Genomic DNA, 15,218 nt, shown 5'->3' with positions numbered 1-15,218 from the left:
TCGGATAGATTCTGTACTTAAACGCTTTTAACATCTTGTTTACCAGACTATATTTACCATGGTAAACTATTTAGCTAGAAATGTCAAGCCGTCCTCCGCTACGCTAAAGGACGGGGTTTTAGACCCAAATTTTCGATAAATATCATCGGTACGGGCAGCCATGATGAAATCATTTTGATGTAATCCGCCCACGTCATGGGTCCACCAAGAAACGGTAACTTTACCCCATTCTGTCAATAAAGCGGGGTGATGGCCTTCTTTTTCCGCTGCTTCTCCCACGGCATTAGTAAAGGCGATTGCCTCTTGAAAATTGGCAAATTTATAGAGTTTTTGCAGACGGGGAATACCCTCGTATTCTAAGAGATTCCAATCGGGAATTTTAGCCTGTAAAGCGGTAATTTCCTCGGCAGTGATAGGAGAAGAACCCGATTGATAAGGTTGACATTTTTGTTGGGCAAGTTCGGTCATAGGGGTATCAATCTAGATTTTTTAAGTAAGTAGTTATAATTAAATTGAAGATAGATTTTGCCTCTGATCCCCCCTGCCCCCCTTGATAAGGGGGGTGCCGATAGGCGGGGGGATCCCCCCTTCCCCCCTTGATAAGGGGGGTATCTGACAACTTTTAACACCTACCTACTTACCTTTATTATAGAGGAAAATCCCCCAGAGAAATTTTTTATTCTTCCTCTGACTCTGGAGAACTGACCCAAGGAGTAGAAGATTCGGCAGCTTTCGGGAAAGAAAAAGATTTTTTCGGAGCAGAAGGCAATAATTCCAATTGTCGATTACCGGTTTTATAGCTAGTTTTATTTTTCTGCTCTCCCCGTCGTCGTTGGGAGGTTTTTTCCTCCGTGGTATTTTCGGCTATCACTTCATACAAAATCGCCCGTTTATCCTCTTGTTGTCCTTTTCTTAACACCCGTCCTAAACGCTGAATATATTCCCTAGTGGAACCGGTTCCCGATAAAATAATCGCGATGCGCGCTTCCGGCACATCAACCCCTTCATTGAGAACATGGGAAGTCACCAGAATTTTGTATTCTCCCTGACGAAAACGGGTCAGGATTTCATGGCGTTCTTTCACGGGAGTTTGATGGGTTATGGCAGGTATTAAAAAGCTCTCGGAAATGCGGTAAACTGTGGCATTATCGTTGGTAAAAATCAAAATTGGTTCCGGATGGTGTTCACAGATTAACTCGGCTAAAACCCGCAATTTTCCCTGGGTTCCGGAGGATATTTCCTTCGACTCCCGGTGCGCTAACATGGCCCGGCGCCCTTCGCTACTTCTGGCACTAATCATGACAAAATTTTGCCAACCATCTAAACCAGACAAACTGAGATTATTTTTTCTTAAAAAATCATTGCGAATTTTAATTGCTTCTTGATATTTTTCCTGTTCTTTGGCAGATAGTTTCACTTTAATTTGAATTATTTCATGATCGGCTAGGGCTTTTCCTGACAAGTCTTGGGGACTTTTTTGATAAACAATTGCACCGATAAGATAATCTAAATCTTGATGACTACCATCGCCGCGATCCGGTGTTGCTGTTAAGCCTAAACGATAGGGTGCGATCGAATCTTCCGCTATTTTCCGAAAGAAATCCGATGGTAAATGATGACATTCATCAAAAATCAAAAAAGCGTAACGATTGCCAAGAGTTTCCGAGTAAATTGCCGCACTTTGATAGGTGGCGATTAAAATAGCACTATTATCCTTAGAACCTCCCCCTAATAATCCCACCTCGGCATCGGGAAAAGCCGCCAACATCTGGGCATACCACTGGTGCATTAAATCAATAGTCGGCACGATAATTAAGGTACTGCGGGGAGTCGATTGTAGAGCTAATTGGGCAAGATAGGTTTTGCCGGCAGCGGTGGGAAGGACAATGACACCCCTTCTCTGGGATTTTTTCCAAGCGATTAACGCTTCCGTTTGGTGGGGGTAGGGTTCCCGTTCAAAACTGGCAATTAATTCTAAATTGTTGAAAGCTTTTGCTTCATCTTGGAAGTTAATGCCCTCCTCCTGTAGAGTTTCCACGAGAGGACGATAATGAATGGCCAAAATGCGAAATCTTTCAATACGATCATCCCAAGTGGCAAAATCTAGCCATTTTTTCCCCTTTGGTGGTGGATGGAGAATTAAGGTTCCTCGCTCATATTTGAGGGTGGGTAAGCGCATTTTTCAGTTATCAGTTATCAGTTATCAGTAAACAGTTATCAGTAAACAGAACGTAGGTTGGGCTGAAGCATGAAACCCAACGCCCGCTCATGTTACGCTACCGCTAACCCATCCTACAAATAATTGTGCCTCCCTACTTATCAGTTATCAGTTATCAGTAAACAGTAAACAGTAAACAGTAAACAGTATAAGTGAACTGAAAACTTACATCTGATAACTGATAACTTATTCAAGGCTGACGGCGGCAAGATAGCTTATCGCTAGATCATATTGATCAGGTTAAAAAAATAGAGTGTGAATTAACACACTCTCAGCATATCGAAACAGCTAAAGTTTGGCAATAGATTAAATCTTTTCGGTTAGCTTAGTCAGAACGCGATTGGAACGTTCCACAAAAGCTTGCATTCCCTCGGCATCAAATCCTTTTTGAGCGATTAAAGCTAAATCATAAACGTGCTGACAGAGCATTTTCGCTAATTGCGCCGATGGAGATTCGCCGCTACCGGTAACAATACTTCCCTGACTAATCTGGATAATCTGTTGAATTAGGGGATGATTAGTATTAATCATCAGAATATGTTCTTCGGGGAAAGCCATGGCTTTTTGTTGCATCATTGCCGTCATTTCCTGTAAGCGTCGCATCGCTTCTGGAAGTAAGACAATTGCCGGGGGAGTAGCTTGGGGATCATCGGATTTCAAGGCTTCAGTTTTGATATTGATGCGGGAATTATCGAGAGCTTTGGCGAAGATTTCTTTGATCAATTCAGCCCGGGTTTTATTACTGGCGGGATCGATAATTTCACTAGCTTGATCCTGTTCGAGCAGCGTCGAGTCTAATTCAGAATCAACCCGGGTGAATTTCACATCGGAGTATTCTCTTTCTAGGAAAGGAATAAAGTAATTAGTATCGATGAAAGAATCAAAGAAAAGGATTTCTAAACCTTGATTTTTGTAGAGTTCAACGTAGGTGGATTGGCTACGAGGATCGGTACAGTAAAAAACTCGATTTTCGTGGCGTTCTTTATGGCGTTCTAGGTAGGCTTTGAGAGTAGTATAACCTTCCTGTTCGATCGCTTCTAGGGGAGTTTTCGCCGTTGCTTCTTGCCATGCGTCACCTTCGGCGGTTTGCACTGCCACTTGTACCGGGGTTTCTGGGGGTTTGTAGGTAGTCCGATAGATTAAAATATCTTCTACCTGCTGTTTAAATTTATCCTCTTTCAAGGAACCAAATTTAATAAAAGTTCCCACATCTCCCCAACAACGAATATATTCTTTCGCGTCTTCGTTATAGAGAGATTTGAGGCGATCAGCAATTTTTTTGGCAATAAAATCGGCAATACGGCGAACGGTGCGATCTTTGGTTAAAGCACTTCGAGACACATTTAAAGGAATATCTGGACTATCGATAACTCCTCGCAAGGGTATCAGGAAATCGGGAATAATTTCCTCGCAATGATCGCTGACAAAAACCTGATTACAGAATAACTTTAATTGTCCTTTTGAGACATCCACATCCGGTCTGAGTTTGGGAAAGTAGAGAATGCCATTGAGCAAGAAAGGATAATCGGTATTCAGATGTACCCAGAGTAAAGGTTCTTCTTGGAAAGGATAGAGATAACGATAGAATTCTAGGTAGTCTTCTTTAGTCAGATTTTGAGGAGATTCTTTCCATAAAGCCCGTTGTTGATTAATCACTTCCCCATCAATTTTAATGGGAACGGGCATAAAATCCGAGTAGGTTTTGACTAACTGGCGAATGCGGGCAGGTTCTAAATATTCCCCTTCCTCATCCATTAAAGTTAGGGTGATAGTGGTGCCGATTTGGCTGCGGGAAGAATCGGTTAGTTCAAACTCCGGAGAACCATCACAGCACCAATGGACAGGGGTAGCACCTTCCTGATAGGAAAGAGTATCAATTTCTACCTTTTTAGCCACCATAAAAGCCGAATAAAAACCTAGTCCAAAATGACCGATTAAATCGTTGGCTGATTTTTGATATTTATTGATAAATTCTTCCGCACTGGAAAAGGCAACTTGGTTAATATATTTCTTGATTTCTTCCCCCGTCATCCCGATGCCATTATCGGTAATTGATAGGGTACGATTTTCTTTATCGATGGCGAGATTAATTTCTGGTTCAGGGACTTCTCCTCTCGCTTCTCCTGCTAAAGAAGCCATTTTTAACTTCGAGATGGCATCAACACTATTAGATATCAATTCCCGCAGAAAAATTTCATGGTCAGTGTAGAGGGATTTTTTGATAATAGGGAAGATATTCTCGGTATGAATCGTGATATTACCTTTTTCGAGTACCGTCATACGTTCAATCAGTAAGGGTTTGACTATTCTAACTTTTTTATTCTGCTCGATAATGGCACCATTGATCACAGAGCGATTGCCCAACTTCTTCTAGGGGGATAACCGTACCGATAAAGGCATTTAACGGCAGCGGGGCTATTTCTAGAACTCGATCGCAAAAATTAGGGGTAAGTGCCAGATTATCGCGGTTATTGATGACTTTTTGACTTTTACAAGCGGTTGGTTGAGATTTGCCGATTGAGCCAGAATTGCAGTAGCTCTACTGTTTACTTTGCAGATATCCCTCAATCAAAATATCGGGATTGAGATAATTAACCGTGACATTTTCTAACTGTAAAGCTTGGCTCATTAACTGGAAACCTAAATCACCTACGGCAGTAGGTGCCTGGATTCCCCCGATGATTTTGGGCGCGATAAAAGCGATAATTTTTTGTACCATGCCCTCAGCGATCGCTGCTGCACTTAAACCGCCGCCGCACTCCCACAGAACCTGACAAAATCCCCTTTGATCAAGATTTTCCATCACTAAAGTGGGTGTCACCGCGGTTAGTTCGATCACTTCCACGCCTTTTGTTAATAATTGTTGCTTAAGCTTGACATTAGAATCAATTTGTGTATAAACAAGCGTGGGAAATTGACTGGTATCCCAAAGATGGGCGGAGGAGGGTAAATCGAGCGATCGAGTCATGACCACGCGCAGGGGATTATGATCGGAGAGGCCGTGAGTGGTTAGGTGGGGATTATCTTGACGGACAGTGCTACCGCCGACGATAATCGCATCACAGGCCGATCGCAATTGATGGACTATTTGGCGAGAAGCGGGGCTAGTAATCCAAGTGCTATGACCGCTAGTAGCGGCAATTTTGCCATCGAGAGTCATGGCATATTTGAGGATACCGAAGGGTTTTTTAGCGGTGATGCGATGGATAAAACCCTGATTGAGTTGACGACATTCGGACTCCTCCACTCCCACCAGCGTCTCGATGCCTGCCGATTCTAATCTTTGAATGCCTTTCCCCGCCACTAGGGGATTAGGATCGATCATCCCTACCACCACTTTTTTAATGCCTGCTTGCATAATTGCCTCGCTACAGGGTGGAGTACGTCCATAGTGGTTACAGGGTTCGAGATTGACGTATAAAGTGGCACCACGAGCTTTTTCTGCTGCCTGTCTCAGGGCGAAAACTTCTGCATGGGGTTGTCCGGCCCCTGGGTGAAAACCTTCACCGATAATTATACCCTCTTGAACGATCACAGAACCGACCAAGGGATTAGGAGAAGTCCGCCCCAAGGCTTGCCTAGCAAGGGTTAGACATCTTTGCATCATTGTGCGATCGAATTCTGTTGCCTGGGTCATGGTTTATTTCTCCAAATGAGGGGAGACTTTTCAGTGATCAGTGATCAGTAATCAGTGGGAATTATAAATTATAAATTATGAATTGGGAGACAGGGGTGATGGGGTGATGGGGTGATGGGGTGTGGGGTAGGGCTGATTCATTCTCCGAATCTAATTCTTTTTTTTGCTACCTTTAATCGCTTATGAGGTAAGCAAAGCACGACGTTTTGAAAAATTTTCAGATATTTATTCCGATAAATCGACTAAAAACGTTGCCAGATAAGGATTTGAGAGAATGACATTTGAGAGAATGAAACGACCCTAGGGTGTGGGGAGAATAAATAAAAATAATCTCCTGAATACTGACTCGGAGAATACTGACTCGGAGAATACTGACTCCTTACCCCACAGTTAACTTTACTTTTGTCCAACTACTTATTATTTTAAAATGAAATGTATCAACGAATACAGAAATCTCAGATCAAAAAAACAAAGATCGAAAAACATTGACTACTCACACATCAAGATAAATCCCTAGGTGTTTGGTCTTCTGAAATGATTGACCCCTGTTCCTAGGATTTAGCGGTTGAACGGACATAATTGCTCGGTAATTATTTTCAATAGTAATGAATCGACCTACTAACTCAACAAAGTAAACGAATTAACGATGAAACGAATTGCTCGAAAATCCGGGGAACTTGTCGGTTTGTTACCGAAAATTAACCCTGTCTGGTTAGCCTGTGTTCCTTTGTCCGCGATTATTTTTGTGGTTTGGAACACGGCCGTACAGGCCCAAGATGCGAAACCCTTAACCCCCGAAGATGTCCAAAACGCCCTCAATACAATCTGGGTTTTAATTGCCGCCATCCTCGTGATCTTTATGAACGCGGGTTTTGCGATGCTAGAAACGGGATTCTGTCGCCAGAAAAATGCCGTTAACGTTCTCGCCAAAAACCTGATCGTTTTCGCCCTCTCCACCATATCATTTTGGGCGATCGGTTTCTCCCTGATGTTCGGGTCTGTCAGTAACGAATTTTTCGGTACAGGAGGTTGGTTCCTCAGCAGTAGCGATCCTGCCACCTACGCCATGCCGAAATATTTGCCCACTTCGGTGTTCTTCCTGTTCCAAGTCGCTTTCGCGGGAACGGCGGCAACCATTGTATCTGGGGCCGTGGCAGAACGGATTAAATTCGTCGATTTCCTCGTTTTTAGCTTAATTATCGTCGGTATCATGTACCCGATCACTGGTCACTGGGTTTGGGGTGGCGGTTGGTTAGCTGACCTTGGTTTTAAAGACTTCGCCGGTTCGACGGTGGTTCACTCGGTGGGTGGTTGGTCTGCTTTAACCGGGGCGGCAATTCTCGGCCCGAGAATGGGCAAATACATCAACGGTCGCACCAGTGCCTTACCCGGCCATAACATGAGTATTGCGACCTTGGGTTGTTTAATTCTCTGGATTGGCTGGTTCGGTTTTAACCCCGGTTCTACTTTAGCGGTTAATGAAACTGTCCCCTATATCGCTGTCACCACTAACCTCGCCGGGGCCGCGGGTGGCATTGCCGCTACCCTTACCGCTTGGTTCAAAGATGGTAAACCCGACCTTTCGATGATTATTAACGGTATTCTGGCTGGTTTAGTGGCCATTACTGCCGGTTGTGATGGTGTATCCTATTGGTCGGCGGCAATCATCGGTTTAATCGCCGGCGTAGTCGTGGTTTACTCGGTGTCTTTCTTCGATAACCTGAAAATTGATGACCCGGTGGGTGCCACTTCCGTTCACCTCGTCTGTGGTGTGTTGGGAACTTTAGCCGTCGGTATCTTCAACAAAGATGCGGGTTTAATCACCGGTCAATTCCAACTGTTTATTAACCAAATTATCGGAATTGTGGCAGTAGGGGCATTTACCGTGATTGTTAGTGGTATTGTTTGGACAATCCTCAAGGCTACCCTCGGTATTCGTGTTACTCCCGAAGAAGAATTGAAAGGTCTGGATGTGGGTGAACACGGAATGGAAGCCTATAGCGGTTTCGTCAAGGAGTCCGATATCGTTGCCGGCGGCTATTATGCTTCCAGTGTTGACATGGAAACGCCTAGCACTCGTTAGGGTAATAAACATCCGGCAGAAATGCTACCCATAGCTAATATTGGCTAATATTTAGCAGGGATTGACGAACTGGCGCGTACACGTTTACCATAGAGGAGTCCAGGTGAAAACCCCAGTTAGCAAGCAACCTCTATACTGATAAGTTGCCAATACGATAACTAAGCAATGACGTAACATCCAAGCGTGGTTTTAGTCGATAACCAAGACAGCACGTCAGTTCATGCGTCTAAAACCAAAGGTTTTAGACTTTGGGAGATACCCCCTCTTTAAGAGATTCTCTTAAAGTGCATTGTTAATGTATGTTAACAAAAAAGTATCGGTAAACCTTGTAAAGATAGATTAACTTATCCCCGACAAAGTTAAAGAGAAAAGGAAGAAGGCCTCGCCCCGATGCGATCGGTGGCTATAATTGCCTTCTAAACCTTTTCTCTTTCGGTTTTTGTCTCTTTACGGACAGAAAAAATTAATCTTGCTACTAACCACCAACCGACAATGAAAAAGATCGTAGGAATAACCATGCTTTTGCTGGGACTGGGATTCAATTTCGGAGTTGCCCCGGTTTTTGCGGAAACCGTCGCCGCCGCTCCCCCCAATCCGATTAGTGCTGGAGATACAGCTTGGATGCTGATCTCGTCGGCTTTAGTTTTATTAATGACCCCCGGACTGGCTTTTTTTTATGGGGGTTTAGTGCGTTCCCGTAACGTCCTCAACACCATGATGATGAGTTTGGTGGCCATGGGCGTCATCGGTGTAACTTGGGTGCTTTGGGGTTATAGTCTCGCTTTCGATGTCACCCCGGGTAAAAGTGGTTTTGGCGAGGGAATTGAAGCTTTTATCGGGGGACTAGATTGGATTTTTCTCAACGGTGTCACTGCGGCCACACCTGACAATATCGGTTATGCACCCACCGTTCCCCATCAAGTGTTTATGGTCTATCAGATGATGTTTGCGATCATCACCCCGGCTTTAATTTCGGGTGCGATCGTGGAACGGGTCAACTTTAAAGCCTATTTTTGGTTTTTACTGCTTTGGTCCACCTTGATCTATTCTCCCCTAGCTCACTGGGTTTGGGGTAAGGGTTGGTTGGCAGCCACTGGGGCGCTGGATTTCGCTGGTGGAACCGTTGTTCACATTAGTTCCGGGATTTCCGCACTGGTGGCCGCCTGGATGATCGGTCCGCGGCGTAGTTTTGGTGTCCAAACCTATGCACCCCATAATGTGCCGTTTGTTCTCCTAGGTATCGGTTTACTCTGGTTCGGTTGGTTTGGTTTTAATGGTGGTAGCGCGCTTTCCTCTAGTTCCCTAGCCACGACAGCTTTTGTTAATACCACGATCGCCGCTTCGGCCGGTGGTTTGACATGGATGCTTATAGAATGGATTTTACGGGGTAAACCGACGGCGATCGGTATTGCTAGTGGATTTTTAGGGGGATTAGTGGGTATTACTCCCGCTGCCGGTTATGTGCTGCCGATCGGGGCGATTCTCATTGGTTCGATCACTGCCCTTACCTGTTTTTTTGCGGTTAGTCTGCGGGCAAAATTGCGCTTTGATGATTCTTTGGATACCTATCCTGTCCATGGTGTCGGCGGGACAATAGGGGCGCTGCTTACGGGGCTTTTTGCCACAAAAGCAGTTAATCCAGTCGGAAATGATGGTTTATTTTTTGGGAATCCGGGGTTACTGTGGACGCAATTTGTTGGCGTTGCCGCTACTTATATCTTTGCTGCCGTGGGTACTTTTGTTATCCTGAAAGTTCTCAGTCTATTTATGGAGCTGCGGGTTAAACCGAATACGGAAGCAGAAGGGTTAGATGTTCCTGAACACGGAGAGGAAGCCTACGGACAAGAATTCGAGTTTGGTAGCAGCTTTTCCTACCAAGAAAATTCTCCGACCACAAATCCTCGAGAAAATTATTAGCGATTCCAATCAGCTATCAGTCTGGCTAACAGAGGCGAAATTTCGTCTCTGTGAAACTGGGCTAAAAAATTCCGTTTTTGGTCGTCTTGTCTCTGTCACCGGGGATTGTGAGCCTGTCCGTCGCTGGCCAAGAATGCTCGATCGTTATTGTCCAGAGATTCTCCAAGACCCAAAAACTCTCCGCCAAGGCCGCATGAGTAGCGATCGCTAGGGAGGATCAAGTTTTATCTAGATGGGCAAAACAGCAAAAAATTAGCGATTCCTACTGACAATAATCAAGAATTTTGTAAGCCAGCTAACTCAGCAATTGTGTAGGTGGGTCTGCCTTTAACTTCCTCGTAAATTCTGCCGATATATTCTCCTAGTATTCCGATGCTAATTAGCTGCACAGAACCCAGAAAAAATATAGCGATCATAATCGTGGCAAAACCCGTGATCGGTGAGTCGGGTTGCTGTAAACGCCAATATAATACTAACAGAGCCATAATCAAAGATATCAGGGCAGAAAATAATCCTAGATAGGTGGCAAAACGTAAGGGGACACGGGAAAAAGATACTAGGCTATTAATAGCTAAAGATAATGATTTGCTAAAGGTATATTTTACTTCCCCAGCAAAGCGCGCATCCCGCTCAAATTTAACCGCAGTTTGTGGAAAGCCAATCCAAGCGCGCAACCCACGAATATAACGATTTCTTTCTGGGAGAGAATTTAATAGATCTACCACCTGACGATCCATTAAACAAAAGTCTCCTGTATCGGCGGGAATATCCACATCGGCTAGTCTTTTAAGCAAACGATAAAAGAGATAGGCCGTCAGTTTTTTAAACCAACTTTCTTGTTTTCTTTTGGTTCTTTGGGCATAAACTACTTGATACCCCTCTTGCCATTTTTCAATCATTTGGGGAATTAATTCGGGCGGATCTTGCAGGTCGGCATCCAAAACAATAATTACTTGTCCTCGGCAAAAATTAAGTCCAGCAGTTACCGCCGCTTGATGACCAAAATTGCGGGCGAAACTGATATAACATACTCGTGAATCAGCTTTGTGCAGTTCTCGCAGCAGTTTTAAGGAACTATCTTTACTACCATCATTTACTAGGATTAATTCTACCGCCCCATCTAAATTATTCATGATGGCACTCACCCGGCGATACAGTTCGTCAATAGTTTCTTCCTCGTTATAGATGGGGACAATCAGGGAATATTTTAGCATTTGCATAATAATATTTGACCAGTAATTGATTGAAAAATCTGACTCCTAACTCAGAGAATTCTGCCGTCAATCTCTTTACTTAGCGAAGAAAATCTTCGATCGCCTGTCCCGTCTCTTTTGGTGCTTCTTCTGGTAAAAAATGACCGCTGGCGATCGCCTGTCCGGTGACTTGATTAGCTCGCTGCTGCCAAAGAGCGATCACATCGTATTGACGTGCAATGAAACCTTTTTTTCCCCAAAGAACCAAGAGGGGAGAGGAAATTTTCCGGTCTAAATCCTGACGATCATGCTCTAAATCGATGGTAGCGGCGGCCCGATAATCGGCACAGGTGGCGGTTATCGTGCTTAAATCTCGAAAACAACGCCGATATTCCCCCAAAGCTTCCTCTGTAAAAGCGCTAAAATCTCGACCCCAACTTTGCAAGCAATGTTGCAGATAATAATCGGGATTAGCGGCGATCAGGGTTTCGGGAAAAGGGGAAGGCTGAATCAAGAAAAACCAATGATAGTAGGCAGTGGCAAAAGTTTTATCAGTCGCCTCGTACATCGCCATCGTTGGTGCTATATCGAGTAAAACGATTTTTTTGACCTTTTCGGGAAAATCAAGGGCGAGACGGTGGGAAACTCGCGCCCCTCGATCGTGGCCGATTAGATAAAACTCCTGATAACCAAATTTTTCCATCAGCAACACCTGATCGAGGGCCATCACCCGCTTGCAGTAATTGCTAGAATCCTCTAGGGGTAAGGGTTTATCGCTATCCCCGTAGCCCCGCAGATCCGTGGCGATCACCGTAAAATTGGCCGCTAATCGGGGGACGATTTTATGCCACATTTGATGGGTTTGGGGATAACCATGGAGCAAAAGCAGCGGAAAACCGCGCCCACCTTTGATACCATTGATAGTAATGCCATTAACTTCTAGTTGAAATTTCCGAAAATTTGTCAGCATTTTTGCCTCCTGTCACCTTGGGGAAAGATAATTGCATCATCAGGTAAAAGTGACCCAATCAGTAAAGTTTTTTCACTATAGCTCCTCAAGCCGCTGCTTTTCTGGTAGATTAAAACCATTGGGTTGCTCAAAAATCAACGAGTTAAGCAGTAATTTGATTATGATCTCGATTATCTATTCCGATGAATTTCTCGATCACGATACAGGTATTTACCATCCCGAAAAAGCGGCGCGTTTAACGGCAATTGTCGGAGCTTTAAAACAAACAGAATGGCAGTCAAAATTAACATGGCATTTACCCACACCGATCGAAATTCGCGACGAAGTAATCCCTTTGATTAAACAAGTTCATAATCAAGATTATGTTGATATATTGCGGCGAATTTGTCAACAGGGTGGGGGAAGATTGGATGCAGATACTCCCGTTTCTGCCCGTAGTTACGATGTGGCGTTACTAGCGGTTAGTGGCTGGTTAGATGGAGTCGATCGAGTCTTATCCACCGGCGATCCTGCCTTTATTTTAGCCCGTCCTCCCGGACATCATGCCACTTCTAATTATGGCATGGGTTTCTGTCTGTTTTCTAATGCTGCTATTGCGGCTTATTATGCTTTAGAAAACAAAAGAGTGCAAAAAGTAGCGATTCTTGATTGGGACGTGCATCACGGCAATGGCACCCAGGATATAGTCGAAAATCATCCCCAGATTGCCTATTGTTCCCTCCATCAATTCCCCTTCTATCCCGGCACGGGAGAAGCGAGAGAAAAAGGTGAGTTTAATAATGTTTTGAATATTCCCTTATCGGCGGGAAGTACGATTAAAGATTATCAAGAACATTTTGAGGGGCAAGTCATACCTTTTCTGAAAAATTTTCAACCGGATTTAGTGATTGTTAGTGCTGGATATGATGCCAATCAAGCGGATCCTCTGGCGGGAATTTGTTTACACCCACAGGATTATGGAATTTTAACCAAATACCTCTTAACTCTCAATAAACCGCTGCTTTTCGGCTTAGAAGGTGGTTATGATTTAGAAGCTTTAGCGGCTTCCGTCGTCGCCACCTTAGAAGCTTTGCTCTGATCCTATTCCGGGTAATCGTTACATTTCTTTAAAAAGATTGGTAACAAAGTGATGGAATGCGGTAAGGTAAACGATCGATAGAAAAAAACCCTTGACCTAGTTGCCTTTTAAGATTATGAACTCGCTTGCGCCACACCTAAAAGCCAAAGCCCTCAAGCCCAATAGTCGTCGTCCTGCCAAAGAATTGTGTAGCGAGTGCGGACTTTGTGACACTTATTACATTCACTATGTTAAAGAAGCTTGTGCTTTTCTCAATCAACAAATCGCCGATTTAGAAGCAGCAGCACACGGCAAAAGTCGCGACTTAAATCAGGAAAATGATCTCTATTTTGGTGTTCATCAAGAGATGATGGCTGCCAAGAAAAAACAAGCTATTCCCGGGGCGCAATGGACAGGAATTGTCAGTACAATTGCCTGTGAAATGCTCAATCGTGGTTTAGTAGAAGGGGTGGTTTGTGTGCAGAATACCGCCGAGGATCGCTTTCAACCGCAACCGATTCTCGCCCGTACCACTGAAGAAATTCTCGCCGCTAAAGTTAATAAACCGACTCTTTCTCCCAATTTATCAGTCCTAGAAGAAATTGAAAAATCGGGCATGAAACGGTTATTAGTTATCGGAGTTGGTTGTCAAATTCAAGCCCTAAGAGCAGTAGAAAAAAAATTAGGCTTAGAAAAATTATATGTCTTAGGAACTCCCTGCGTCGATAATGTCACCCGCTCAGGACTGCAAAAGTTTCTAGAAACTACCAGTCGTTCCCCAGAAACTGTGGTTCATTACGAATTTATGCAGGATTTTCGGGTACACTTTAAACACGAAGACGGCTCGATGGAAATGGTTCCCTTTTTTGGCTTAAAGACTAATAAATTAAAGGATGTTTTTGCCCCTTCCTGTATGACTTGTTTTGATTATGTTAACTCCCTTGCCGATTTAGTTGTGGGCTATATGGGCGCACCTTTTGGCTGGCAATGGATTGTCGTTCGTAATGATACGGGCAAGGAAATGTTAGAGTTAGTTAAAGACCAATTAGATACCCAAGATGTTATGTCTAGTGGTGATAGAAAACAGGCGGTACAAAATAGCATTCCCGCCTACGATAAAGGTGTAACTTTACCTATGTGGGCGGCAAAAATGATGGGAGTAGTAATTGAAAAAATCGGGCCTAAAGGTTTAGAATATGCTCGCTTTTCCATCGATTCTCACTTTACCCGTAATTACCTTTATGTTAAACGTAATTATCCTGAAAAATTAGCGGCTCATGTTCCTGAATATGCTAAAAAGATTGTGGAACAGTATAAATTGCCCGATTAATTAGGGTATGCTGAAAAAGTAGGGGCGCAGCATTCAGATAGGAAATCTACGGTTTCAGCGATAGGTTATCCCCCGAATACTTTGCCTCAAGTCAATGATAGGTGGTGCGTTACGACGGATTGTTAGCTTCAAGTCAAAGCAGAGATTTTTGCCGTCTAACTACATTTTACTAAATCTGGATTTTGTCAAATTTTCTCTTGACAAAGGCGACTTGACATGATAATATGTACATAATGGAAAATCCATGCGCCTACGAACCCTCTTTTCCAACGGTCTTAACTATGATTGATGTGATTATGTGATTGACTAGGATTCTTTCATTCAATCAATCTTCATCTCTAATCCACTCTTAACTAGGTTCCTAATCACAGTCCATCAGATGATTACATCAACCACAGTCGATGGTGGTGCGTTACGACGGATTGTTAGCTTGAAGTTAAAGCGGAAATTTTGGCCGTCTAACTACGTTTTACTAAATCTGGATGTTGTCAAATTTTCTCTTGACAAAGGCGACTTGACATTATACTATATTCACAATGGGAAATCCGTGCGCCTACAGACCCTCTTTTCCAACGGTCTTAACTATGATTGGTTCAATCAATCAATCTTCATCTCTAATCCACTCTTAACTAGGTTCCTAGTCATAGTTCATCATTCCAACCACTGTCGATGGTGGTGGGTTACTGGACTAGGTAATAGGTGTAGGGGTAATTCATGAATTACCCCTACAATAACGTTTGTCTGGATGTTGTTAAATTTTCTCTTGACAAAGGCGACTTGACAGGATACTATATTCACAATGGGAAATCCGTG

The 15,218-nt window shown here is 43.7% G+C and carries 11 protein-coding genes; 5 read left to right on the top strand and 6 right to left on the bottom strand.

The features are described from left to right. Nucleotides 1-66: 66 nt before the first annotated feature. The 4 genes from IM500_RS08090 to ribD all read right to left on the bottom strand — a co-directional run bounded on the left by IM500_RS08090 (nucleotide 67) and on the right by ribD (nucleotide 5,855). On the bottom strand, nucleotides 67-468 hold the full coding sequence (locus IM500_RS08090) for a 4a-hydroxytetrahydrobiopterin dehydratase (RefSeq protein ID WP_147073796.1): 402 nt from the start codon (nucleotides 466-468) through the stop codon (nucleotides 67-69). Nucleotides 469-676: 208 nt separating this feature from the next. Continuing rightward, entirely contained in the window at nucleotides 677-2,179 is a 1,503-nt protein-coding gene (locus IM500_RS08085) for a DEAD/DEAH box helicase (RefSeq protein ID WP_190722307.1), read from the bottom strand. Nucleotides 2,180-2,524: 345 nt separating this feature from the next. After that, nucleotides 2,525-4,498, bottom strand: coding sequence for a molecular chaperone HtpG (gene htpG / locus IM500_RS08080; protein WP_277925616.1), 1,974 nt, complete (start codon nucleotides 4,496-4,498; stop codon nucleotides 2,525-2,527). Between the two features lie 259 nt (nucleotides 4,499-4,757). Next, a complete protein-coding gene (gene ribD / locus IM500_RS08075; protein ID WP_287738094.1) occupies nucleotides 4,758-5,855 on the bottom strand; it encodes a bifunctional diaminohydroxyphosphoribosylaminopyrimidine deaminase/5-amino-6-(5-phosphoribosylamino)uracil reductase RibD in 1,098 nt (365 codons plus the stop codon). 646 nt (nucleotides 5,856-6,501) lie between these two features. Here ribD and IM500_RS08070 point away from each other — a divergent pair. The 3 genes from IM500_RS08070 (at nucleotide 6,502) to IM500_RS08060 (ending at nucleotide 10,066) form a co-directional block, all read left to right on the top strand. Next, on the top strand, nucleotides 6,502-7,938 hold the full coding sequence (locus IM500_RS08070; RefSeq protein ID WP_287738093.1) for an ammonium transporter: 1,437 nt from the start codon (nucleotides 6,502-6,504) through the stop codon (nucleotides 7,936-7,938). Between the two features lie 492 nt (nucleotides 7,939-8,430). Then, nucleotides 8,431-9,855 carry an ammonium transporter gene (locus tag IM500_RS08065; protein ID WP_287738092.1) on the top strand — a complete coding sequence of 475 codons (1,425 nt, stop codon included), beginning with the start codon at nucleotides 8,431-8,433 and terminating at the stop codon, nucleotides 9,853-9,855. After that, nucleotides 9,794-10,066 carry a hypothetical protein gene (locus tag IM500_RS08060; protein WP_190722302.1) on the top strand — a complete coding sequence of 91 codons (273 nt, stop codon included), beginning with the start codon at nucleotides 9,794-9,796 and terminating at the stop codon, nucleotides 10,064-10,066. Before IM500_RS08065 ends, IM500_RS08060 begins: the two co-directional genes overlap by 62 nt. Nucleotides 10,067-10,130: 64 nt before the next feature. On the opposite strand, the gene IM500_RS08055 is transcribed toward IM500_RS08060, so the two are convergent. Together IM500_RS08055 and IM500_RS08050 are read right to left on the bottom strand one after the other, a co-directional pair. After that, complete coding sequence (locus tag IM500_RS08055) at nucleotides 10,131-11,069, bottom strand: glycosyltransferase family 2 protein (RefSeq protein ID WP_190722308.1); 939 nt, start codon at nucleotides 11,067-11,069, stop codon at nucleotides 10,131-10,133. A 79-nt stretch (nucleotides 11,070-11,148) separates the two neighbouring features. Beyond that, nucleotides 11,149-12,018: an alpha/beta fold hydrolase gene (locus IM500_RS08050; RefSeq protein WP_190722301.1), complete on the bottom strand. Its 870-nt coding sequence runs from the start codon at nucleotides 12,016-12,018 to the stop codon at nucleotides 11,149-11,151. 160 nt (nucleotides 12,019-12,178) lie between these two features. Here IM500_RS08050 and IM500_RS08045 point away from each other — a divergent pair, with 160 nt between their 5' ends. Both IM500_RS08045 and IM500_RS08040 read left to right on the top strand, forming a co-directional pair. Then, a complete protein-coding gene (locus IM500_RS08045; protein ID WP_190722300.1) occupies nucleotides 12,179-13,096 on the top strand; it encodes a histone deacetylase family protein in 918 nt (305 codons plus the stop codon). A 115-nt stretch (nucleotides 13,097-13,211) separates the two neighbouring features. Beyond that, nucleotides 13,212-14,405, top strand: coding sequence for a Coenzyme F420 hydrogenase/dehydrogenase, beta subunit C-terminal domain (locus IM500_RS08040; RefSeq protein WP_104398406.1), 1,194 nt, complete (start codon nucleotides 13,212-13,214; stop codon nucleotides 14,403-14,405). Nucleotides 14,406-15,218 lie beyond the last annotated feature (813 nt).

Source organism: Microcystis sp. M179S2, assembly GCF_020245805.1.
GTDB lineage: Bacteria > Cyanobacteriota > Cyanobacteriia > Cyanobacteriales > Microcystaceae > Microcystis > Microcystis aeruginosa.
Note: the sequence above shows the minus strand (reverse complement) of the source record. Positions and strands in the feature narration are given on the sequence as shown.